Annotated in this window: 28 protein-coding genes, 1 other RNA gene and 2 pseudogenes; 28 read left to right on the forward strand and 3 right to left on the reverse strand. The window is 58.0% G+C overall.

The genetic code is table 11. From position 1 onward, the window contains the following. Positions 1–5: 5 nt before the first annotated feature. Positions 6–782, reverse strand: a pseudogene (locus tag CK910_RS24675) (PAS domain-containing protein); the annotation flags it as partial. A 125-nt stretch (positions 783–907) separates the two neighbouring features. Further along, positions 908–1,654, reverse strand: a complete 747-nt coding sequence (locus CK910_RS14355) for a LexA family transcriptional regulator (protein WP_098983768.1) — start codon at positions 1,652–1,654, stop codon at positions 908–910. 408 nt (positions 1,655–2,062) lie between these two features. Here CK910_RS14355 and CK910_RS14365 point away from each other — a divergent pair, with 408 nt between their 5' ends. From CK910_RS14365 to CK910_RS14490, 27 genes and pseudogenes are all read left to right on the forward strand, one after another. Next, on the forward strand, positions 2,063–4,276 hold the full coding sequence (locus CK910_RS14365) for a DNA-binding protein (RefSeq protein WP_098983769.1): 2,214 nt from the start codon (positions 2,063–2,065) through the stop codon (positions 4,274–4,276). 41 nt (positions 4,277–4,317) lie between these two features. Then, positions 4,318–5,040 (forward strand): AAA family ATPase, encoded by a 723-nt coding sequence (locus tag CK910_RS14370; RefSeq protein ID WP_065402762.1) that lies wholly within the window; start codon positions 4,318–4,320, stop codon positions 5,038–5,040. Between the two features lie 44 nt (positions 5,041–5,084). After that, positions 5,085–5,702 carry a hypothetical protein gene (locus CK910_RS23775; protein ID WP_157774627.1) on the forward strand — a complete coding sequence of 206 codons (618 nt, stop codon included), beginning with the start codon at positions 5,085–5,087 and terminating at the stop codon, positions 5,700–5,702. Then, positions 5,686–6,246: a transcriptional regulator gene (locus CK910_RS14380; RefSeq protein WP_098983771.1), complete on the forward strand. Its 561-nt coding sequence runs from the start codon at positions 5,686–5,688 to the stop codon at positions 6,244–6,246. The genes CK910_RS23775 and CK910_RS14380 overlap by 17 nt, the downstream gene beginning before the upstream one ends. A 57-nt stretch (positions 6,247–6,303) precedes the next feature. Beyond that, complete coding sequence (locus CK910_RS14385; protein ID WP_098983772.1) at positions 6,304–6,546, forward strand: hypothetical protein; 243 nt, start codon at positions 6,304–6,306, stop codon at positions 6,544–6,546. A 10-nt stretch (positions 6,547–6,556) separates the two neighbouring features. Beyond that, positions 6,557–6,736, forward strand: coding sequence for a hypothetical protein (locus tag CK910_RS14390; RefSeq protein ID WP_005906330.1), 180 nt, complete (start codon positions 6,557–6,559; stop codon positions 6,734–6,736). A gap of 10 nt (positions 6,737–6,746) precedes the next feature. After that, the gene (locus tag CK910_RS14395; protein ID WP_098983773.1) at positions 6,747–7,367 is read left to right on the forward strand and encodes a DUF3164 family protein; all 621 of its coding nucleotides are present in this window, start codon (positions 6,747–6,749) and stop codon (positions 7,365–7,367) included. 12 nt (positions 7,368–7,379) lie between these two features. After that, positions 7,380–7,595, forward strand: coding sequence for a hypothetical protein (locus tag CK910_RS14400; RefSeq protein ID WP_005906326.1), 216 nt, complete (start codon positions 7,380–7,382; stop codon positions 7,593–7,595). Next, an RNA gene (locus CK910_RS14405) (hammerhead ribozyme type II) lies at positions 7,594–7,658 on the forward strand. Before CK910_RS14400 ends, CK910_RS14405 begins: the two co-directional genes overlap by 2 nt. Positions 7,659–7,702: 44 nt before the next feature. Beyond that, entirely contained in the window at positions 7,703–7,939 is a 237-nt protein-coding gene (locus CK910_RS14410; protein WP_098983774.1) for a hypothetical protein, read from the forward strand. Continuing rightward, positions 7,926–8,114 carry a hypothetical protein gene (locus CK910_RS23780; RefSeq protein ID WP_157774628.1) on the forward strand — a complete coding sequence of 63 codons (189 nt, stop codon included), beginning with the start codon at positions 7,926–7,928 and terminating at the stop codon, positions 8,112–8,114. Before CK910_RS14410 ends, CK910_RS23780 begins: the two co-directional genes overlap by 14 nt. Next, positions 8,092–8,718: a gp16 family protein gene (locus CK910_RS14415; RefSeq protein ID WP_098983775.1), complete on the forward strand. Its 627-nt coding sequence runs from the start codon at positions 8,092–8,094 to the stop codon at positions 8,716–8,718. Before CK910_RS23780 ends, CK910_RS14415 begins: the two co-directional genes overlap by 23 nt. After that, entirely contained in the window at positions 8,708–9,142 is a 435-nt protein-coding gene (locus CK910_RS14420; RefSeq protein ID WP_098985099.1) for a Mor transcription activator family protein, read from the forward strand. The genes CK910_RS14415 and CK910_RS14420 overlap by 11 nt, the downstream gene beginning before the upstream one ends. A 72-nt stretch (positions 9,143–9,214) precedes the next feature. Then, on the forward strand, positions 9,215–9,838 hold the full coding sequence (locus CK910_RS23785) for a hypothetical protein (RefSeq protein WP_157774629.1): 624 nt from the start codon (positions 9,215–9,217) through the stop codon (positions 9,836–9,838). After that, a complete protein-coding gene (locus CK910_RS14430) occupies positions 9,825–10,937 on the forward strand; it encodes an XRE family transcriptional regulator (protein ID WP_216640154.1) in 1,113 nt (370 codons plus the stop codon). Before CK910_RS23785 ends, CK910_RS14430 begins: the two co-directional genes overlap by 14 nt. 79 nt (positions 10,938–11,016) lie before the next feature. Further along, positions 11,017–11,601 carry a glycoside hydrolase family 108 protein gene (locus tag CK910_RS14435; RefSeq protein ID WP_098983777.1) on the forward strand — a complete coding sequence of 195 codons (585 nt, stop codon included), beginning with the start codon at positions 11,017–11,019 and terminating at the stop codon, positions 11,599–11,601. Further along, entirely contained in the window at positions 11,598–11,942 is a 345-nt protein-coding gene (locus CK910_RS14440; RefSeq protein ID WP_098983778.1) for a hypothetical protein, read from the forward strand. The genes CK910_RS14435 and CK910_RS14440 overlap by 4 nt, the downstream gene beginning before the upstream one ends. Further along, positions 11,935–12,156, forward strand: coding sequence for a hypothetical protein (locus CK910_RS14445; RefSeq protein WP_098983779.1), 222 nt, complete (start codon positions 11,935–11,937; stop codon positions 12,154–12,156). Before CK910_RS14440 ends, CK910_RS14445 begins: the two co-directional genes overlap by 8 nt. 32 nt (positions 12,157–12,188) lie before the next feature. Beyond that, positions 12,189–12,416 (forward strand): TraR/DksA C4-type zinc finger protein, encoded by a 228-nt coding sequence (locus CK910_RS14450; protein ID WP_083195381.1) that lies wholly within the window; start codon positions 12,189–12,191, stop codon positions 12,414–12,416. Continuing rightward, positions 12,397–12,711 carry a DUF2730 family protein gene (locus tag CK910_RS14455; RefSeq protein WP_083195382.1) on the forward strand — a complete coding sequence of 105 codons (315 nt, stop codon included), beginning with the start codon at positions 12,397–12,399 and terminating at the stop codon, positions 12,709–12,711. Before CK910_RS14450 ends, CK910_RS14455 begins: the two co-directional genes overlap by 20 nt. Next, entirely contained in the window at positions 12,708–13,004 is a 297-nt protein-coding gene (locus CK910_RS14460) for a VpaChn25_0724 family phage protein (RefSeq protein WP_098983780.1), read from the forward strand. The genes CK910_RS14455 and CK910_RS14460 overlap by 4 nt, the downstream gene beginning before the upstream one ends. 110 nt (positions 13,005–13,114) lie before the next feature. Beyond that, complete coding sequence (locus CK910_RS14465) at positions 13,115–13,690, forward strand: DUF3486 family protein (protein ID WP_098983781.1); 576 nt, start codon at positions 13,115–13,117, stop codon at positions 13,688–13,690. Beyond that, the gene (locus tag CK910_RS14470) at positions 13,690–15,261 is read left to right on the forward strand and encodes a hypothetical protein (protein WP_253852699.1); all 1,572 of its coding nucleotides are present in this window, start codon (positions 13,690–13,692) and stop codon (positions 15,259–15,261) included. Before CK910_RS14465 ends, CK910_RS14470 begins: the two co-directional genes overlap by 1 nt. A 200-nt stretch (positions 15,262–15,461) precedes the next feature. Next, positions 15,462–16,863: pseudogene (locus CK910_RS24680) on the forward strand (DUF935 domain-containing protein). Next, on the forward strand, positions 16,863–18,353 hold the full coding sequence (locus CK910_RS14480) for a phage head morphogenesis protein (RefSeq protein WP_098983782.1): 1,491 nt from the start codon (positions 16,863–16,865) through the stop codon (positions 18,351–18,353). Before CK910_RS24680 ends, CK910_RS14480 begins: the two are co-directional and overlap by 1 nt. Beyond that, positions 18,350–18,550: a hypothetical protein gene (locus tag CK910_RS14485; RefSeq protein ID WP_098983783.1), complete on the forward strand. Its 201-nt coding sequence runs from the start codon at positions 18,350–18,352 to the stop codon at positions 18,548–18,550. Before CK910_RS14480 ends, CK910_RS14485 begins: the two co-directional genes overlap by 4 nt. Beyond that, a complete protein-coding gene (locus tag CK910_RS14490) occupies positions 18,550–18,996 on the forward strand; it encodes a phage virion morphogenesis protein (RefSeq protein ID WP_098983784.1) in 447 nt (148 codons plus the stop codon). The genes CK910_RS14485 and CK910_RS14490 overlap by 1 nt, the downstream gene beginning before the upstream one ends. A 479-nt stretch (positions 18,997–19,475) precedes the next feature. Here the strand turns inward: CK910_RS14490 and CK910_RS14495 are convergent, their stop codons facing one another. Next, positions 19,476–19,919 carry a hypothetical protein gene (locus CK910_RS14495; RefSeq protein WP_157774630.1) on the reverse strand — a complete coding sequence of 148 codons (444 nt, stop codon included), beginning with the start codon at positions 19,917–19,919 and terminating at the stop codon, positions 19,476–19,478. Between the two features lie 430 nt (positions 19,920–20,349). On the opposite strand from CK910_RS14495, the gene CK910_RS14500 reads away from it, so the two are divergent. Then, a complete protein-coding gene (locus CK910_RS14500) occupies positions 20,350–21,528 on the forward strand; it encodes a phage protease (protein WP_098983786.1) in 1,179 nt (392 codons plus the stop codon). Positions 21,529–21,651 lie beyond the last annotated feature (123 nt).

The following is a 21,651-nucleotide window of genomic DNA, read 5'->3' on the forward strand; positions in this document are numbered from 1 at the left end:
CGTTCAGTGATGTCGCTCGCCAGCTTGATGATTTTGATCACCTTGCCTTCGTGGTTGAAGATGGGGTTGTAGGTGGCCTCCAGCCAGATCTTTTCACCGTGGCGGCCGAGGCGCATGAAGAGGCCGGACTGGATGCTGCCCGAGCCCAGATCCCGCCAGAAGTTGGGATTATTCTGGTAGAAAGCTTCATCGCAGAAGAGGCGGTGGGATTTGCCCACCACCTCGTCCAGCCGGTAGCCGAAGCAGTTGAGGAAGTTCTGGTTGGCTGTGATGACGGTGCCATCGGGCTGGAAGTCGATGACGGCAAGGGACTTGTCCAGCGCCGCCAGCAGGGCCTGGGTCCGCTCCAGCGACGACTGCTGCTCAGTCACGTTGGAAGCCACCTTGGCCACCCTGATGACCTTGCCATCGACAAGGATGGGGAAATAGGTGGCCTCCAGCCAGACAGCCTGGCCCGACTTGGCCTGCCGAATGAAACGCCCGTTACGAAATGCACCGCTGCGCAAGTCATGCCACAGCTGTTCGTATTCGCGGCGTTTGACATCCTCGGGGAAGCAGAGCGCGCTGTGGTGCTGACCCAGCACCTCATCCCGGCGGTAACCCATGATCGCCAGAAAGAGATCGTTGACGAAGGTGACCACGCCCTCCGGCGTGAACTGGATATAGGTGTAACCGACCACTGAGAATGAAAAAGCCGGGAGCAACCGAAAGTAAGTGGGAGATCGCGGGACAAACTCAAGGCTGATAAGGCTTGGAAGAGAGGCGGCAGGTGCCAGGGGCACGTGGTACCAAAATGAAAGACGGTGCCTGACTCTTGGTGTGAATGCGCTGGAAATGAAAAACAGGAGCTGGCGCTTCAAAACGGGGTTAAAGCTACTGTTTAGAGCCCGTTTTGAAGCGCGACAGTTTAAAAAAAGTCGTGTCCTGCCCAGACTACCTTGCCGATCACGGCCAGGTTCTCCAGTTGATTCGCAGGAACTACCTGTAGCGGGTAATCATCGCGGTTATCGCTGATGATAGTGATCCCGCCATCGAAGTTTTTCTGCAGGCGCTTGGCATAAAGCTCTTCGCCAAGGCGCAACACGAAGATGGATCCATCTTCGATCTGATTTTTGCTGATATCGACCAGGATAGAGTCACCAGAGTGGATGGTGGGCTCCATGCTGTCGCCTTTGGCAAAGACCACCACCAGATTATCCGGGTTTAACTTGCGAAACGTGAGCCACTTGCGGCGAAAGGCCAGCTTGCGTTTAACCTCGTGATCATCATTAAACGCACCATGGCCGGTACTGACGGTGACATGGTAGCCATCGATCAGCGCGTACTCCTCATCAAACTCATCACGTCGCACCATCAGCTCGGCATCTACATCTGGATGCTTGGGGCCTTGGCCAGTGGCCAGCCACTCCAGATTCACATTGAACACCCGCGCGATGCGCAGCGCCTTGTCTATGGTGGGCAGTGAATTGAACGGAGGGAAGTATTTACGCATCCCCGACTCACTCATCCCCACCAGTTCGGCAAATGCCTTGTAACTCAGATTTCCCCGCAGCTCATCCAGACGAGCGCTCAGAGTATCCATTCCCGTCGTCAGAAAAGATACCTCACCGTCTTTTTGTACTGTTTGTGGTTTTTCTTCATAACGCTCTGACATACAAGGAATTCTCGGCTAGTGGCTAATGCTGGTGAGTCGATAGACAAAAAATTCCGCACAAAAAGACTTGTCAATCTTTTTGGGGTGATCAATCATTCATATGTGACGCATCGCGACATAAAATCATTCTTTTATGAATGATAAAGATACGCGCCGCGACACTTGATGATACCGAAACGGGGTGAGTATGTCAGGGAAAACACCAGAGTGGATCAGGGCTGAGCTCATAAAACGCGGATATTCCCAAGCTGCTTGGGCCCGCGCCAAAGGGCTGCACCCCAGAGCCGTACAGCGCTGCATCAAACACTATGCCCCAGCCATGGGGGTCAGCCCCAAACGGCGAGAAAGCCGCACCATCATGACGCTGCTTTCCGAGTCGCTGGAGATCGATCTGCTGGGAGGTGACCAATGAGCACCTGGTACACCGCCCAGGCGCTGGCCGGGTTGGTCGGCATGCCTGCTTACCCCGATGGTGTGCGCAAAAAGGCCGAGCGAGAAGAGTGGCAAAGCCGCAGGCGCGAGAAAGGCAAAGGGGCCGAATACCACATCAGCTCGCTGCCGATAGAAACCCGCCGTTATTTGGCTGAGAGAGCCGTGGCTGAACAAGGTCAAGCCGTGACCGATCACGCTGCTGGCGGCAAGGCCATGGCCAAGTTGCTGGCGCGTGAGGTGCCGGTTAAACCGGGTGCGGGCCGCAAGTTGCTGACGCTGGGGGAGGGGGCTCGCCAGAAGGTCGATGCCAGGCTGCTGATCCTGCAGGCCGCAGATATTTTTCTGGCGTCCTATCAAGCTTGCCAGCAAGGGGAGGTGGGGCGCCGGGCGTTTATTGAGGCTTACCGTGCCCGCAGCCTGCCACTCCCTGCGAGCGTCTATGACCGGCAAAAACCGTTCAGCCTGATCACCTTGCGCCGTTGGCAGGGGACTCTGGCCGATGAAGGCCCCGCAGCCTTGGCCGGCAACTACCAGCGGGAGCGGCCATCGACTGTGGAGCAAAGCCCGGATCTGGCCCAGTTCCTGACGGCCCTGGTCACCGCCAAACCCCATCTGGCCAACAAGTGGGGCGCCCTGCACGAACTCGCCAGCCAATACAGCGAGATGAACCAGTTGGGATGGCATATCCCCAGCCAATCCTCCTTGCGCCGCTGGATGGTCAAATGGCTGAGTGACAACAAGGTGGCCTTTACCTATGCCACCAACCCGGATGCCTACAACAACAAATACCGCAGCGCGATCGAGGAGATGTATCCCTGGATGGCTCAGCCCAATGACGTGTGGGAGTTCGACAGCACGCCGGTCGATGCCATGTTGGTGGATGGTCGTCACAGCATTATCGCGGTGATCGACGTGTTTACCCGTAGGGTGCGCCTGCTGGTGGCCAAGACCTCATCGAGCGAGGGGATCTGCCTGCTGCTGCGCAAGACCCTGCTGGCCTGGGGCACTCTCAACGATAACGGCGTGATGCGCACCGATAACGGCTCTGACTACGTGAGCCAGCGGGTCATGTCCATCTGCACCCTGCTCGGCATGAATGTCAGCCGCTCCAACGCCTATTCGGGGTGGGAGAAACCGCACATAGAGCGCTTCTTTCGCACCATGAGCCACGGCCTTATCGAGTTGCTGCCCTCCTATATCGGGCACTGCGTGGCCGATCGGCAGGTGATCGAGGCGCGCAAGAGCTTTGCCCAGCGCCTGGAAGAAAAGCGCAAACCGGATGCCGAAAAGGAGATCTTCGAGCTGGCCATGACGGCCTGTGAGCTGCAGAGCCTGCTCGATAACTGGCTCGACGCCCGCTACCACAACCGCAAACACGGCTCCCTGGGGATGACCCCCAACGAGAAATATGGCCATGCCCGCTATCAGCGGCGAGCCATTGGCGATGAGTCGGCGCTGGATCTGCTGCTCAACCATGTCGGTGAGGCCACCGTCTCCAAGGGCTTCATCAAAGCGGGTGGACTCAAATACACGGCCCCTGAGCTGCTGGAGCACAACTGGAAGATCCAGCGGGTCAGCGTGTTCCTCGACCCCAGCGATGTGGGCCGCGCCATCTTGTATCGCGCCGGGGATTGGAACGAGCGGATCGAGGCCGTGAACATCGAACTGCTGGGCAATGGTGTCAGCCCGGATGCCTTCCGCGCCGCCAAACGTGCCGATGCCAAGGCGCTGGCCGGTTTTCGCCGCGAGATGCGCAATGTGGCCAAGACCTTTGGCATCGACCAGCTCCATCAGGATGTGGTGCGCCACTTCGTCTCCCAAGCGCGGGATATCGCCCAGTTCCAACGCAGCGATCTCACCCTCGATAACCCGGCCCTGGCCGCGCTCTCGGGCATCGCAGCTCCCGGTGAACCGGCTCAGTTCAGCGCTGCAGAACTTGCCGCCATTGAGGCCAGGCGAGAAGAGAAAGCCGCCCGCCAGCAAGCAACGGCAGGGCAAGAGTCCAGAGCACTCAAGACCGAGTACGAACAGGCCATTTACCTGGCAGAGAAGGAGTTGGATGCCCCGCTGACGGAGCGGGAGAAGGAGTGGCTGACCCGGTATCTCTATAGCCACAAGCTGATGGCGAAACGGATTCACCGCCATCTGGAAAGCATCAGGGCCACTCGCAACACCCTGGCAAAAGGTTAACGAGCGGCCCTGTAAAACCACAACATAAGGACAAAACCACTATGAAACACAAGATCGTCGAAGTCAAAAACATGATCAAGACCGAGCAGTTGCTCGACAACTTGCTCAACCGCTCCAGCATAGTGCCGGGGATTGGTCTGATCCACGGCCCCTCCGGGTTTGGCAAAACCACCGCCGTCGAGTGGCTGTTCAACCAGGACGAAGTGAACGGTATCTATGTGCGCTGCTACAAGGCCGACACCGTCACCAGTTTGCTGGAGCAGATAGCCAAAGAGATCGGTATTCCCCAGCGCCATAACCTGCGCGCTCAGGTCGATAGCATTATCGAATCCGTGCGGGCCGAAGAGCTGGCCATCTTCGTGGATGAGGCGGATTACGTGGTCGGCAATGCCCGCATCATGGAAACCCTGCGCGATATCTACGATGCCACCGAGCAGCCCCTGATCCTGGTGGGCATGGAAGAAATTGCCCGCCGCATCAGCCAGCGCAAGCAGCTGTTTAACCGCATCTCCCAGTGGATTGAATTCAAACCCGCCGACCTGGAGGACGTGTCCCTGATAGCCAGCGAAATGCTGGAGGTAGACGTGGAGATCGACGATGCCCTGCTGGATCTCATCCGCAAGCGCTCCAACGGTGTGGTGCGCACCATCGTCTCGGCGCTGGACAAGATCGAGAAGATGGCCATGGCCTCTGATGCCCGGATTATCCGGTTGGAGGATGTGGACGCCAGCGAACTGCTGCATGACGTGCGCCGCAACCGGTAGCCGCGAGGACCAGCAAATAACAACAAAGCACGGGAGGGATACCAGTGGTCGGTAAAAGCATAAACAGCAATGCAGAAGCGGCTTGGCGCTGGATGTGCCAACAAGACTCATTCGATCTATTGGAGGTAGCCGAAGGAAGTCCGCTAAAGCTGAGGAATATCTATCTGGTGGTGCGCAGTTGGTTAGCAAGTGGTCACCTGCGGTGTGTGTATCAGAAACCGTTTGGAAGCAGTGTTTCATTTCGAGGCAGCCGTTACCAAGTGGTAGAGACTGCAGGCGATCCTGAGTTTGGCTCTGGTAATCGTAAAACCAAGCAGCGCCAAAAACGCCGCATCCATCGAAAAACGGTGCAACAAAAGATGTGGAACACCATGAAGATCAGCCGGTTTTTCACCTTGAGCGATCTTGCTATCACCTCCGGCGTTGATGACAGCGGCGCAAGTACCTACACCACCTTCTTGGTCAGGGCTGGGTATGTGCGATTGGTGGACAAGATCGAAGGTTTCAAGGTGAAAGGTAACCAGAATCGTTACCAGTTGATCCGGGACTCCGGGCGTTTTGCTCCCATGGTCAGGGCAACACAGGGGGGATGCTGGGATCAGAATGAACAGCGCTTTTATCAATTTGATGTGAAGGAGGCGCCTCATGGACACGTGGCTTGAGGTGTTACAGGCCGAAGTCGCAGCCAGTTCGCTGGCCGTGGTGGCCGACAAGCTTGGTTTATCCAGAACCACTATCAGCCAGGTCTGTAACCAGAAATATCCCGGCGATATGGCAAGGGTGCAAACCCTGGTGGAAGGGGCCCTGATGGGCAGCAAGGTGATGTGTCCCATTTTGGGCGAAATACCGGTGCATCAATGTCTTGCCCATCAACGCCGTGGTCCCCGTGATGTGGGTAGCAGCCCGATGGACATCAAGCTCTGGAAGGCGTGCCGCAGCGGCTGCCCCCATAGCCAGCTCAGTGAGGAACAGCAACTGCGACGGCCAATGCGCATCTCGGTTGGGTCAAACAACAAAGGCATGGACAAGAGCGCCAGATATGACGCCGAGGCCACCCTCTCCCGGCTGCGCCGACAGGCCAAAAGCGATGGAGAGAATGCCAGTTCGTCCCTGCGCATCCTGACCGAACTGCTGGCGGAGGAGCTCAAGATCATGGGCATCAAGTACAACCGGCTGCTCGATCGGACCGAGAAGAACAACCAGTAAACCAGCGGGCTCGGGGTGTGCGGTGGGCCCAGTGATTGAGATCACAAGGAGAGCGGGATGAAGAAGCATCTGCACAACAATTTGAACAAGACGGCTGAGCAACTAAGCCATTGGCTGACGGCGAAAGGCTATGAAGTACGCACCAGCCAGATCTGCCATACCCCGCTGCTGGCGGTGAAGGGGCCACTGCCCAGTGAGATGAAAGCGCGTGCCGTGTTGAGCCGCGAGTGTCTGGCGGGCGTGGTGCGGGAGGTTGCCTTGGTGCGCTTTGGTGGCTGCGTGCTGCATTGGCGCCAGTAAGGAGACGGAAATGGTCAAGATCCAGATCGACATAGAGGACGAAGACCTGGCCAAGGTGGTGCTGCGCCAGTTACCCAAGTTCCTCGACTTTTGCGGCGCGACTCACCAGGAAGAACAGGCGAGCGCATCAGCCCCGGATCAGGCGGCCTATGTGGGCCATCAGATGCCTGGCAGTAACAAGATCCACTAAGGAGAAGCCCATGCTAGAAGCACAGACCGCCAGCACAACCCCGATGCGTCAGAACGCCCAGGGGCACTGGGTACCGGAAAATCTGATCGCTCCGGCTGACAAGCTGCGCGACGAGGTGGTGATGGCCATCATCGCGGCCGCTCGTGAAGAGCGCTCCCGTCTGGCGGCGTTCAAAATAAACGCCATGCAGCAGATAGCCGACTTTGTTGATCTGTCGGCCGAGCAGTACGGGGTGGCCTGGGGCGGTACCAAGGGCAACGTGACCCTGCTCAGTTTTGATGGCCGCTACAAGCTGATCCGGGCGGTGGGGGAGCACCGCAAATTTGATGAACGGATCCAGGCGGCCAAGACGCTGATCGACCAGTGCATCGCGCGCTGGAGCGATGGTGCCGATGCCAAGCTGCGGGCGCTGGTTGACCATGCCTTTCGGGTCTCCAAGGCGGGCCATATCGACGTTAATCAGGTGCTCTCCTTGCGTCAGCTCAACATCGAAGACGCCGACTGGGAGCAGGCCATGCAAGCGATCGCCGACGCCATTCAGGTGACCGGCACCAGTCAATATCTGCGGCTCTACGAGCGGGACGGCCAGGGCCGTTACATCCAGATGAGCCTGGATCTGGCCAAGTTGTAGGGAGGGAATGCGATGGAAAACGTAAAAGCTCTGTTGAACACCAGTGTGGCCGATGCCAAGAGCTCTCTGGAATGTCAGCTACGCAGCAATCCGCATCTTGCCCTGAGCGATGCGCAGCTCGCTTTGGACTTCATGGATTCGCAAGATGCCACCGGAGCGGCGCACAAGTCCCGCCGAGCCATGTTGCTCACTATTGTCAACAAGGCGAGAAAAGAACTATCCCACTAAGCGAAACGGGGGCTTGCTCCCGTCTATCCAGCGTGGTGGCTGGGTACTGATGAGCAACCGAACGATCTGGGCCCAGGTCTTCACCGCCTCGATAAAGGAGCACGGCGATGACCAAAGCAGAGATGGATATTCGGCTTACCAAGATTTTCAGCGCGGCAGCCATTGCACAGGCAGCCCCTGATAAACGAGCTGTGTGCAAACAGCTCAAGCAATTTGATAAAGAGGCTCGTCAGCTGGGCTTTCATGCCCTTGCTGGAGAAGCCTGCCAGATGCGCTGGCAACTGGTGGCCGAGCTGCTGCGGGATAGGACTGTCGCGGGGGAGGTCAGTCATGGCCATGTCTAACTGGCCGCAACTGCTGGCCTATGTGATGAAGTTTGGCCCCTTGAGTCAGCAGCAGGCAGAGCAGTGGCTCGATAGCCGTTGTCCTCAGTGGCGCAGCGGGCCGGACGTGATGGCGGCAGGGCAAATCTGGACGGCAAAGGCAGGAGGGAAAGGTGAGCGCAATCAAGAGCGATGAGCAGAGCAATAAGCCAAGCAGTGACCGCACCCGCCTGATCCGGCTGGTCCAGGTTGGCAGGCGCGCCCTGGGGCTCGATGAAGAGACCTATCGTGAGCTGCTGACACAGCAGAGCGGCAAGCGCTCGGCCGCCGAGCTGACCCTGCAGGAGCTGGAAAAGGTGCTGGTGGCCATGAAGGCCGCAGGCTTTAAACCGACCGTTAAACGTCCTGTTAAAGGGGTTACCAGCCAGCGTTTAAGTCCCGTCAGCGGTGCCCTGGTCAGGGCGGGTGAGATAGGCGTTATCCGGGCAGTCTGGATCACCATGCACCGCCATGGCCTGCTGCGCGATGGCAGCGAGACTGCGCTAAATCATTACGTCGAGCGCCAGACGGCGCGGATAAACAAGGGGATCGGGGTTGCTGAGGTGGCCTGGCTCAGTGAGGCACTGGCCTACCGGGTGCTGGAATCCCTCAAAAACTGGCACAAGCGGGAGATGGTCAAGGTGTTGCAGGCGGCCAAGAAAACTGTCCCCATCAATGAGAAGACCGGACGAGTGGCCGGTTATCAAACTGTGCTGGCGGCCTTCAAGCAGATAAAAGCGGAGACGCATGATGGACGCTAACACGAAAAATATGGACCTGTTTGCCGATGACCATGAATCTCTGGGTCAGCTGGTGGACCGGCTCGACCAGATCCCGGTCACTGAGCTGACGGCCAAGTGGCCCAAAGCGCTGGCCGAGCTGGTGGATGTGCTGGCTTGTGAACTGGGTCGCGGTGGTATGGCACCTGATCTTGCCCGTGCCCAGGCCCGTAAGTTGGCACTGGTGCAGGCCCATTATATGGGCGGCCGCGCCTACTACATCCCGACCGGGGATCACCTCAAGGCAGCCCTGCGTGACCGGGCCATCTGGGATGAGTTCAACGGCCGTAATATCGATCAACTGGCCCGCAGGCACGGGCTCTCTGTACCGCAGGTCTATGCAGTGGTAGCAGAGCAGCGGCGGTTAACAAGGCATAGGATACAAGGGGATTTTTTTGATCATTAGCTGGATTGACAAAAGGAGACATTCCCGAAGATAATGGGTTTACAAAATCCAAAAATACCGAAAAGGTGACGAATGGAAAGCCAGTACCCTGTGCCCCAACATGTACAACCCCTTCTTGACCAAGATACGGTAAACCAGCTTCTGGGTGAGATTGCATATGCTCTCAATGAGCATCAAGATTATTGCCATCCAGAGCTGGACTGGGCCTGGACAAAAGGCACGGGTCTTTATGGCCGGATCATGCAATACATTCGGATCATGCATCAGAAGAAAAAGCATGATTGGTTGAAGTTCGTCTCCCCAAGAATGGATTTTGTTTTTTCTGTTAATAATGTGCCAATGCAGTTTTCTAAAGATACAATTTCGAATCCATCCAAAAAGCATCGGCTATTGATGAATGCTCCTGAATATGAGCAATTTAAGCTTTTTGCTAACACTGAGCCAGAGCTTGAAATTAAATGGCGGGTTATGGTTGAACCTCATATTGAGGACGAGGAGTTAGCACCGTCGTGGACAATTGCATTGGTTGGATTTAATCAATTCCAGGCAATTGTTGCGATGCAAAGTATTGATAGCTCTATAGCTATCATCCCTGCAACATCTACACATGTTGAACTGCCAGAAGCAAAAGATATTGATGTCGCGCCTGTATTCAGACGCCGCACCGACGAGCAAAAAGATAATGGATCTGTTTAGTAATAAACCACTTGGTCAGGAGTCATATAGGGGCGATAAACTGAAAGTCGCCCGTATGGCAAAAGGATTTTCTTTAGAGGATATAGCTACCGCTATTGGTAAAACAAGGCAATCAATCAGTCTGTATGAGAAGGGAATGCAGCCAACCGAGGAAGCCTTAGATACAATTTGCTCGCTTCTAAGTATTGAGCGTAACTTTCTGTTCTCGCAGAGGGCGTATCCCATTGAGGCTGAGGTCTGTCATTTTAGGAGTTTGCGCTCTCGTACACAGACCATGACAAAGAGTGTTATGGCGCGTGCAGAGATATTTGAGGAAGTAGTTAGAAGCGTTGAGCGGGAGATTGTCTTCCCTGATGTAGTCATGCCAGATGTGTCTGCGTTTGACATAAGTAGTGTCAATGATATTGAGAGGACAGCAGAACTGTGCCGTAGAGAGTGGGAGTTAGGTCTTGGTCCCATATCATCTATGGTCAATCTTGTTGAAAAACTGGGCATTGTGGTAACTACAATTCGTGGTGTTGATGAAAAAGTTGATGCTTTTTCAGTCCCTCATCAGCGACCATTCATCATTCGAAATGACGCAAAAAAAAGTGTTTGTCGTTTCAGATTTGATATCGCCCATGAGTTAGGTCATCTAGTTTTACATGATGGGATTACCACTGGTGACACTATCACAGAAGGACAAGCTAATCGGTTTGCAAGCGCCTTCTTGATGCCGAGGGCATCATTCTCAAAAGAATTTCCTGCTCTTAGAGGTAGGCAATTTGATTGGAGTAAATTGGTCGAGTTTAAGTCACGTTGGAAGGTAAGCCTCAAAGCGATTATTTATCGCGCCTCCTCATTGGGACTGATTACGCCAGAAAAGGCTCGAAGTGGTTTTCTTTTTTTGAACACAAAAGGTTACACAAAGGAAGAGCCAGGTGATGACCTTATTGTGGCGGAGAAGCCGACGCTTCTAAACCGAGCAATCGAAGTGTTACCTCATAGAGAATGGCTAGCAATCCTGGCATCTATAGGGGTAACAGAAGAGATCATCAACGAACTCTTTGGAATTAAGCATCTTGGCGCAACAAAAAGTCCACTGCGGCTAGTGATGTAATACTTCTAACCCACCATAAACCCCTGCCATAGAGGCCCCTCGGTACGCTGCGGATAACGCAGTTAATCGAGGGGCCTTTATGTTGCCTGATACCTTTTCTTCCGCACTTGCCTGGTTGCTTCGTCCCGATGTGGAAGGAGGCGAGGTCAATCACCCGGCCGACCGGGGCGGCCATACCAAATACGGTATCGCCGATGCCGCCGATGGCAAGAAAGACGGCATGGCCGACCTCGATCGAGACGGCCAACCGGATATCGCCATTCGCGATCTGACACCTGCTCACACCGAATTGTTTTACCGAGCCAACTACTGGTTACCCGCCCGCTGTGATCGGGTCGATAGCGTTTGCCCGCTGATTGCGATTGCGCTATTCGATGGTGCAGTCCACCACGGCCCTGGCCGTTCGGTGCGCCAGCTGCAGCAGGCACTGGGCATCCTGGCCGATGGGGTGCTGGGCCCGCAAACCTTGCGGGTACTGGCCGCCAAGACGGGTCGGGATGGTGGCCGCGCCCTGTTGCTTGGCCTACTGGAAATCCGCGCCAGCTACATGCTGGGCATAGTGCGCAAAGACCCGAGTCAATGGGCCAACGCCTGGGGTTGGGTCAACCGCTTGCTGCGCCTGCAAAGCTATCTGCTCTCGATCCGGTTCGGGGAAGTGGCATGAGCAAACCCAGCTTGGTTAGCTCCAACCTCATCAAGAAGCGCCGCCAGGCGTTGCAAGGGATCCAGGCCGCTGGCTGCTTTGGCATTCCCGAGCTCAAGAACCCCCGTTATCTCGCCTGCTTCAAGGATGGGCGCCGCGCCCACCTCAAGGCGTACCTGGCCAACCAGAACACTACCAGTGCAGACCTGGAGACGATCCCGCTTTACAGCCACCACGCCACCCGTCAATCCCTGTTCGCTCAGGGCTGGCGTTCGGTCACCGAGTTGGATCGCCTGCGGGCCCGTGCCCGTCTTTCCCCCTGTCAGTTCCAACCCCCGCACAAGGAGCCTCAACATGGCTGATTCTCTGTTACCCCAAGCAAAGCCGGCGTTCAAGAGCCGCACTGTGATTGGCGGTCTGATTGCTGTCGGTGCCGGTATTGCCGGCCTGTTCGGTGTGCCGGTCGATGTCGGCACCCAAGCCAGTCTGGCCACCACCATAGTGGATCTGGCCAGTGCAGTCGGTGGTCTGGTTGCTATCTGGGGCCGTCTCAAAGCGACCCAGATTGTTAAATGAGCGTCAAGTAACTGGCCCGCAAGGAGACGACCTTGAGTGACCCCATAGACCGCGCCCAGCAGCTCGATGCCGAGCGAACCGGGCGCCTTATTCAATCCCATCAAACAAGGTCAAGGCCCCAGGGGGATGGCATCTGTTGCGATTGCGATGACGCCATCCCGCCCTCGCGCCTTGCTGCAGAACCGGGTGCCGAGCGCTGCATTGAGTGCCAGACCCTGTATGAGCGCAAGGAGGCAGTCCGTGTGGGAATTCATCGTTAAGAACTGGGGTCCCTTGTATGCCCTGGCCAGTTTGGTGGGGCTGGTGGTCATCATCCTGCTCTCCAAGACCTACGCCAAACGGGAAGATCTCACCGCCCTGGTGGCGCGGGTGCAACGGGTGGAGCAGGCGCTGATCGATCTGCCGAGCGAGCGGGAGCTGCACAAGCTGCAGCTGGAGATAAGCGAGCTGCGCGGTGAGCTGCGAGAGGTCAAGCCGGAGCTGCGCCAAGCCCGTCGTCTCGCCGACATGCTGCTGGAGAATGAACTCGCAGCGGCACAGAAGGAGAAAGCATGAGCATTCAAGCGATATTGGATTCCCAGCAGCGCCTGGTGATCTTGCGCTCCCTGCTGGATATCGGTGGCGCGGCCAACGAGTCGATCCTCAATGACTGCCTCGATCAGCTGGGTACCGGCCGGGTGACCCGGGATCGGGTGAAGACTCTGCTGGCCTGGCTGGAAGAGCAGGGGCTGGTGCGCATCGAACGCCTCGCCCAGGTGCAGGTGGCTCACCTCACCGGTCGGGGCCAGGACGTGGCAGAGGGGCGGGCAACCGTGCCGGGCATCAAGAAGCCCCGAGCTGAAGACTGAGGAGGATTAGCCATGGCCGAGAAACCGACCCACACCGTACCCGAATTGAAGCCGGCGGCTCACAACAGTGCATGGCTCGGCATCAAGAAGCCCAGGGCGGAGGATTAGCCATGGCCGAGAAACCGACCCGGGGTCGCGCCAGCAAGGTGTGGCTGCTGCCCGAGCCTATCCGCGATGCCCTCAACGCCATGCTGCGTGACAAGGGCAACAGCCAGGCCGCCATTCTGGATGAGATCAACGGTCTCATCGAAGAGGCCGGGTTGCCTGACGATCTCAAGCTCTCCCGTTCGGGGCTCAGTCGCCACGCCAGCCAGGTGGAGCAGGTGGGCCAGCACCTGCGCGACTTGCGAGAGACCACGGCGGCACTGACCTCCCAGCTCGGTGACAAGCCGATGGGGGAGACCACCAAGCTCATCCTGGAGCTCGGCCGTTCCCAGCTGTTCAAGGCGATGCTGGCCCAGGTACAGAACCCGGAAGAGGCGGTGGATATCGACATGCTGAAAAACGCCATGTTGGCGGCCCAGCGGCTCGAATCCACCGCCATGCAGAGTCACAAGCGGGAGAAGGAGATCCGCCAGGCCTTCGCCGAAGAGGTGGCCGCCAAGACAGAGGCCATCGTCACCCAGGCGGGATTGAGCTGTGAGGCTGCCGCGGCCATTCGCCGTGAAATTCTGGGGATTGCCTGATGAGCGAGAGCCCTATGGCGCAGACCGCCGTTGCCCGCTCCCAGCAGTTGGCCATGGAGCTCGGCACCGAGTACAGCCCCGACGAGGTGCTGCTGCCTTATCAGAAGATTTGGATCGCTGACGAGAGCCCGCTCAAGATTGCCGAGAAGAGCCGCCGTACCGGTATCACCTGGGCCGAGGCCGCCGATGCCACGCTCACTGCCTCTCGCGCAAAGGCGGCTGGCGGTGGTCATCACTTTTACGTGGGCAGCAACAAGGAGATGGCCCGCGAGTTTATCGACGCCGTGGCCATGTGGGCCAAGGCGTTCAACAAGGCGGCCGGTGAGATCCAGGAGGAGGTATTCACCGACGATGAGGATAAAGCCATCCTCACCTTCGTCGTCTATTTCGCCTCCGGTTTCAAGGTGCAGGCGCTTTCCAGTAACCCCTCCAACCTGCGGGGGATGCAGGGCAATGTGACCATCGATGAGGCAGCCTTCCACGACCGCCTGGCCGAGGTGCTGAAAGCCGCGCTGGCGCTGACCATGTGGGGGGCCAAGGTGCGCCTCATCAGCACCCACAACGGGGTGGATAACCTGTTCAACCAGCTCATCAACGACAGCCGCGCCGGCAAGAAGCGCTACTCCATCCACACCATCACCCTGGACGACGCCTGCCGGCAGGGGCTCTATCGCCGCATCTGCCAGGTCAAGGGAACGCCCTGGACACCGGAGGCAGAGGAAGCCTGGAAGGCGGGCCTGCTCAAGGACACCGCCACCGAAGAAGACGCCCTGGAGGAGTATTTCTGTGTGCCCAAGCAGAGCAGCGGTGCCTATATAAAGCGGGTGCTGATCGAGCGGGCCATGCAGCCGGATATCCCTATTCTGCGCTTCACTGCCCCCAAGGATTTCGAGCTGCAAAGCGAGGAGACCCGCAAGGCAGTGGCTGAGCTCTGGTGCGAGGAACACCTCAAGCCCTGCCTGGAGGCGCTCGATCGCAGTTGCCGCCATGTGCTGGGCGAAGACTTCGCCCGCAAGGGGGATCTCTCTGTGTTTGTGCCGCTCTCCATCGCTACCAACTTGCGCAAAGGGGTGCCCTTTGTGGTGGAGCTGGTCAATGCCCCCTATGAGACCCAACGCCAGATCCTGTTTTACCTGTTGCATGGGTTGTACCGCTTCACGGCTGCGGCCTTCGATGCCACCGGCAACGGCGGCTATCTGGCGGAGGCCGCTCGGCTGCGCTGGGGAGCCGGGATGATCGAATGCGTGATGCTCAATGACCCCTGGTATCGGGAATGGATGCCCAAGCTCAAGGCCGAGTTTGAGGATGGCAACCTGACGATCCCGCGCCATGCGGACGTGCAGGACGATCTGGGTAAGATCCAGGTCATCAACGGCATCCCCAAGATCGACAAGGGCAAAAACACTGGCCAGGGCGGCCAGCAGCGGCACGGCGACTTTGCGGTTGCCCTGGTCATGGCGGTGCGGGCCAGCTGGATGGAAGGGGGCGCCATCGAGTTCACCCCCTTGCCTGGCAAGCGTGACGCAGAGCGCAATGACGACTATCACCGATATGAACGAGGTGCCTGGTAATGAGCGGGATCATAGACATTCACGGCAATCCGCTGCGCCTGCAGAAAGAGCCGCAAAGTGAGAACGATGCCAAGTTGGCTCAGCTGCGCCGCCACTACAGCGAGCACCCGACCGTAGGGCTGACGCCGGGCAAGGCTGCGGCGGCTTTGAAAGAGGCGGAGGAGGGGAGCCTTATCGCCCAATGCGAACTGGCCGAAGACATGGAGGAGAAAGACGCCCATCTGCAGAGTGAGCTTGGCAAGCGCCGCCGCTCCCTGCTGGGGGTGAGCTGGACTATAGAGCCCCCCCGCAACGCTACCCCGGCCGAGAAGCGCGACAGCGAGATGATCCGCGAGCTGATTGAAGACTTCACCTGGTTCGACGATGCCATCTTTGATGCCACCGACGCCGTGCTCAAGGGGTTCAGTGCCCAGGAGTTCAGCGGCTGGGAACTGGTGGAGGGGCTGCAGCTCCCCAAGGGCATCGTCTGGCGTGATCCCGCCTGGTTCCAGACCCACCCGGACGACTGGAATCAGTTGCGGCTGCGCGATGGCAGCAAGGAGGGGGCGGGTCTTAATCCGTTCGGTTGGCTGGTTCACAAGGCCAAATCCAAATCGGGCTATCTGGCCCGCACCGGCCTGATCCGCACGCTGGTCTGGCCCTTCCTGTTCAAGAACTACAGCGTGCGCGACTTGGCCGAGTTTCTGGAGATCTATGGCCTGCCAGTGCGTCTGGGCAAATACCCGGAAGGGGCCACCGAGAAGGAGAAAGCGACCCTGTTGCAGGCGGTGCTCTCCATCGGCCACAACGCCGGGGGCATTATCCCTCCCTAGGGGGATGGAGATCGAGTTCCAGAACGCCGCCAGCGGTCAGGCCGATTCCTTCGTGGTGATGATGGAGTGGTGCGAGCGCTCCATCAGCAAGGCCGTGTTGGGGGGCACCCTGACGTCCCAGGCTGATGGCAAGAGCTCGACCAATGCGCTCGGCAACGTTCATAACGAGGTGCGGCAAGAGGTGCGCGATGCCGACTTGCGCCAGTTGGCCGCGAGCCTGACCCGGGATCTGGTCTATCCCCTCTATGCCTTGAACGGCAAGAGCTATCAGGGGCCCCGCCGCTGCCCCCGCTTGGAGTTCGACGTCACCGAGCCGGAGGATATGCGCGATCTGGCCTATCCGCTGCGCGCCCTGGTGGGGATGGGGATGCAGATCCCGGCACAGTGGGTGCGCGACAAGCTGCAGATCCCAGTACCCAAAGACGGAGAGGAGGTGCTGGTTATCGTCGATAATCAAGCCGCGCCGGGGGAAGCCGCGCTCAAGGCGCAGCTCGCCTCTCAGGCTGTCACCCCTGGGCTGGCTGCGCTTGTGGCCAGCAAGGCTCAGCCGCGAGGGGATAACAACGACGCCCAACTGGCCCGGCTGCAGGCCGAGGTGGCGCCCTTGCTGGTGGGCATGACAGATGCCGTCCAGGGGTTGGTGATGCAGGCCACCACCCTGGAGGAGATCCGGGATGGCCTGTTGGCACTGGAGCCGGCACTCAGTCATGACGAACTGGGTGCCCTGCTGGCCCAGGCCATCGCCGCCAGTGAACTGCTCGGCATGTTGGAAGTGGAGGAGGGCCGCTGATGCCGGTTCGCTCTTCGCCAGTCAGATATGGCTCGCTCCCCTTTGCCGAGGCGATCGCTTTCTTTCGCCAGAAGCTCGACATGCCGAGCGAGCGCTGGGCTGATGTGTGGTGCGATGCCCATAACCGCGCCTTTATGGTGGCGGGAGCGACCAAGACAGATTTGCTGGCTGATCTGCGTGGGGCGGTGGACAAGGCGATCAGTGAAGGCCAATCCATCGGCGCGTTTCAGAAGGCATTCAAGGAGATAGTGGCCCGTCACGGCTGGGATCATACCGGCCCCGCCTCCTGGCGTTCCCGCATTATCTTCGAGACCAACCTGCGCCAGAGTTATAACGCCGGGCGCGAAGATCAGATAGCGCGCATCAAACACCAGCGCCCCTATGCCCTTTATCGCCATGGGGACTCCGAGCACCCGAGGGAGTTGCACCTCAAGTGGAATAACCTGGTGCTGCCGGTGGATCACCCCTGGTGGGATACCCACTCCCCGAGCAACGGTTATGGCTGCAAGTGCAAGAAATTCCTGCTCTCGGCAGCCGACCTCAAGCGGCGCGGCCTTGAAGTCGGCAAAGCGCCGGACGATGGTGATTATGAATGGGTGGATAAGGCGACCGGGGAGCTACACAAGATCCCTAAAGGCATAGACCCCGGCTTTGATTATCGCCCCCAGACCCCGGCTGCCCTGACCAAGGCGGTGGCCAAGCGGGAGGCAGCCAAGCCAGCGCTGGCCGAGCGGCTGCCAGAACGCCTGGTGGAGAGTGCCTATTCCAGTGCCAAGGGGGTGAGTGCACAGGGCTTGAGTGACCTGCTGGCCCAGTTGCCAGCCCCTCAGCGCGAGCCCTTGTCGGCCTTCCTCAAGGCGCACCCGATCAAGACTCTGTTTATCAAGCAGGCCGAGATGGGCAAGGGGGCAGCCGGGCTCAAGGTTGCCCCGGCTATTGCCGAGTATCTGGGCAAAGATGCTTACAAAGTCCGTGCCTTCTATCATTCTCGCCGCGCCAGCATGACCAATGGCTTTACTGCCAAGAGCTGGGATCATCTGGTTATCAAGGTAAAGGGGGGCGATACTTTAAAGGTGGTCGATATCAAGGTGGTGCAAGCGGCGGCCACCGAGGTGGTGGCGGATGCCAAGGGCAACAGCGGTCCCCGGCAATGGCAGCCAAGAGGGACCAGCGGTGAGACCCTGCGCCGTCATTGGAGCGTCTCGGCCAATGTGGGAGTCAGGCAAGGTGAGTCGGCACAACGGGTATCGACTTGGTTGCACGAACTGGGGCATCAGGTCCACTTTTGGGCCGGTGAACCGGATTTGACTGGAGTTGGCTTGCTGACCGAGTATGCCAGCAAGACCAGGATGGAGGCCGCCGCCGAGGCGTTTGCCGCCTGGGTATTGGCCAGGGACGCCATGGTGGCGCATTTCCCCGAGCTGGCCAAACGGGTGGAGGCCATGTTGGCCCAGGCCACGGCTGCCAGTGGCAAAGGAGAGAGAGGATGACCTTGTTGGAACAAGCCAGCGCCATGCTGGCAAAGGATGGCCCCTTTACCTTGGCACAAGCCAAGGCGCTGGATGCGCTATGTGAGCAAGCCCGTGATGCGGAAGCCGACCTGATGGGGGATCTCTGGGAGGCAGCCATGGCTAATGCGGATGACGAAGCCTTGCACTATATGACCACTTTCGAGGATGAGATCTGATGGCAGGTAGCTTTATTGCCATCAGCCACCATGGTGTGGCCGATGCTCACGAGCTGTTGGCCCGTCTCTACCAACGCACCGGTGATCTCAGCGAACCCCTTGCCGATATCGGTGAAGGGTTGCAGCTGTCCCATCGGGATCGCTGGGATGCTCAGGAAACCCCGGAAGGGGAGCCCTGGATCCCGCTCTCGGACAAGTACCGCGCCCGCAAGCCACGCCATGCTGATGAGGTGCTGCGCCTCAACGACGACCTGCGCGATACTCTCACCTATCAGGCTGAGCCCCAGACCCTCTACTTCGGCACCCCGCTGGAATACGGTGCCGCTCACCAGTTTGGCCGTCCCGAGATCAAGCTGCCCGAGCGCCCCTATCTGGGGTTGTCGGAAGCGGACCAGCAAAGCGTGCTGGAAACACTGGAAGGGTATTTGAGGGGTACCCCGCCATAAGCGTCGGAGTGCGACTGCTGCGTACAGGTTGGTGCGGTGACATGGTCACTGTCTTGGCAGAACAGCCAAGGGACGTTTAAACAGCCTTAAACGCTATTGCCACCTTGATGGAGACCGTGTGTTTGGCATCCATGATTTAAACTGAGCCATCAGATGGTCATGTTCAGGCATAACTCGGCATATATAGAGAAGGCCCCACATTGTGGGGCCTTCTTTCGTTAAGAGGCTGCAGCGATTAAAGCGACTGCAGCGCGATGGTTGCACTCTGGGAGTTCTGCTGGCTGTTTCCTTGATAAAGGTAAAGGATACCGCGTAGCTACATCTCTCCTTCCGCTCCACGTGCAGATGAGACCAGTGATGAGGTTCAAATGAATTAGGTAAGGATCATTCTTTTTTTGATTAAGTTGTCATTACAGGTGGTGATGACTAGAGCGAGATGCATATCGTCTTTGATAAGTGCTCTAAAAAAGACCATAAATTCAATTGGATAAGCTTTCCAATATAGATACTTGCTCATGAAAATCGGGAAGCTGAGGGGGTAACACAAAAGGCTCCCACTGTAAAAAGACTCTGACGGGAGGGCGTTTACTCCAGACCAGCCCGCTCCGATAGAGGTTTGGGAACAGAGGGTCTGGTGCACATCTCACTACCTTGGCATGCATCAGATAGCCCTTCGGTGATGGAATAATCAGCCTATCCCCATTCTTGAGCTGTGTCTTCCCCATGAGTCCTATCCCGCGAATGTTGACGTCGCGAAGGTTCATTTTTAATGCGGGCCTCAATGCGTCAAACCAGATGTTATCCAAATTGCAGAGGACGACATAACCCCCGCCGGAAAGAACAAAGCGGGCATAGCGTCTAGAGTCATATCCAAGCGGAATAACGTCGTCGACGGACCAATCTATCTGTAGCTTCTCTCTCATACCATTATCCTCAAATGGCAACATGTACATGGTTGATGATAGATGTGTCATTTTGAATGTTAATTCTATTCTTTGGTTATAAAGAAAATCTTTTTTTGCTAACCGATTGATCGATATATCTTATTTTTTTGATAAATATCCCCAAATTGGTAATGCTTTAGCATGAGATCTTGTCCCGTAGAGATAATTACAGTTAAACCTGTTCCATCATGACTCGTTGCTGTGAAACGCGTTTCTTGTCGCCGAGTGTGTGGATTATTCTCACCATCAGACGTGCCCTGACGTGTCTTCAGGGGCACAGTTCGTCGTGTGACTGGCATCGTTTCCGGTCCGGCAATAAACCCAGTAACCCACCATAAACTCCCTCCCTCCTTGTGCTCCCTGAGAATGATCGCAGTGATTTTCTGCTGTGAACCGTTGGAGTGAGAGGATGCGCAAATCTGCCATTGCCGTGGCCATCTTGAATGCGAGACCAAACACGTTGGGGTTGGCCGTGCTTGATGCCGCGCTGAACAGTGGTGGTGATGGCTGGCAGCAGCTCCTGCCTCTGGGCCCTTTCAAGGCCCGCGATGGCCGCCCCTTTGATGTACCTGGTGGCCACTGGCAACTCGACAAATCCATTGCCACCACCCTCATCAATCGTGTGAGAGAGATAGGGCAAGACATCCTCATCGACTACGACCACCAGACCCTCAAGACCGACCAGAACGGCCAGCCAGCCCCGGCGGCTGGCTGGTACAACGCCGATGAAATTGAGTGGCGCGAAGGGGCGGGGCTCTTTATCAAGCCGCGCTGGACCGATCGCGCAGCCGCCTTGGTGGCCGCCAAAGAGTACCGTTTCCTGTCTGCCGTTTTCCCCTATGACGCCTTGGGTCGCCCGCTGGAGCTGCGCATGACCGCCATCACCAATGATCCGGGAGTGGTGGGGATGCAGGCACTGGCGGCCCTGAGTGCGCTACCCGCTTCAAGCCTTATGTCTACCCAACCCGGCCAGCTGGCCACCCCATCCCATGTTGTACAAAAGGAGAAATCCATGAACGAGCACTTGATCGCGCTGCTCGGCAAACTCGGCATCCAGCCGGGGGCCGATGGTCAGCTGACCGCCGAGCAGGGCACAGCCGCGCTGGCGGCCCTCGATACCCTGCAGGCCAGTGCCAAGAAGGCGCCGGAGCTGGAGGCGGCTCTCTCAGCAGAAAAGGCATCGCTGGCCGCTCTCAAGGCCCAGCCGCTGCAGCAGGGCGGCCAGATTGATCTGGCCCAATACGTGCCAGTGGCGACCTATAACGCCCTGGTTACCCAGGTGGCGGCCCTGACTGCCCAGGTGGATACCACTGATGCCGCGACCCTGATCAAGGAGGCCCGCAGCCAGGGCAAGGTGGTGGCCGCCGAAGAGGAGTACCTGACCGCCTACGCCGCACAGAAAGGGGTGGCTGCCCTCAAGGCGCTGCTGGATCCGCGTCCGGCCATCGCGGCCTTGGCCGCCAGTCAGACCACCGCCGTCACCCTGCCCGAGAAGAAGGGTGATGCCGTGCTCTCGGCCGAGGACAAGTACGCCGCCGATCAGCTTGGTATCGATCACGATGCGTTCGCCAAGGCAAAACTCGGCTGACCAGGCTAGATGCCAGGTGTTGAATAGGGACAGGTACGCCCCCCCAGCACCAGCTCGGTATCACCCATGGGGCGTTCGCCAAGGCCAAGCAGGCTTAAGCGCACGACTCGCCACCCCGTTTAT

The sequence above is a fragment of the Aeromonas sp. CA23 genome (genome assembly GCF_002587065.1).
GTDB classification, from domain to species: Bacteria; Pseudomonadota; Gammaproteobacteria; order Enterobacterales; family Aeromonadaceae; genus Aeromonas; species Aeromonas bestiarum.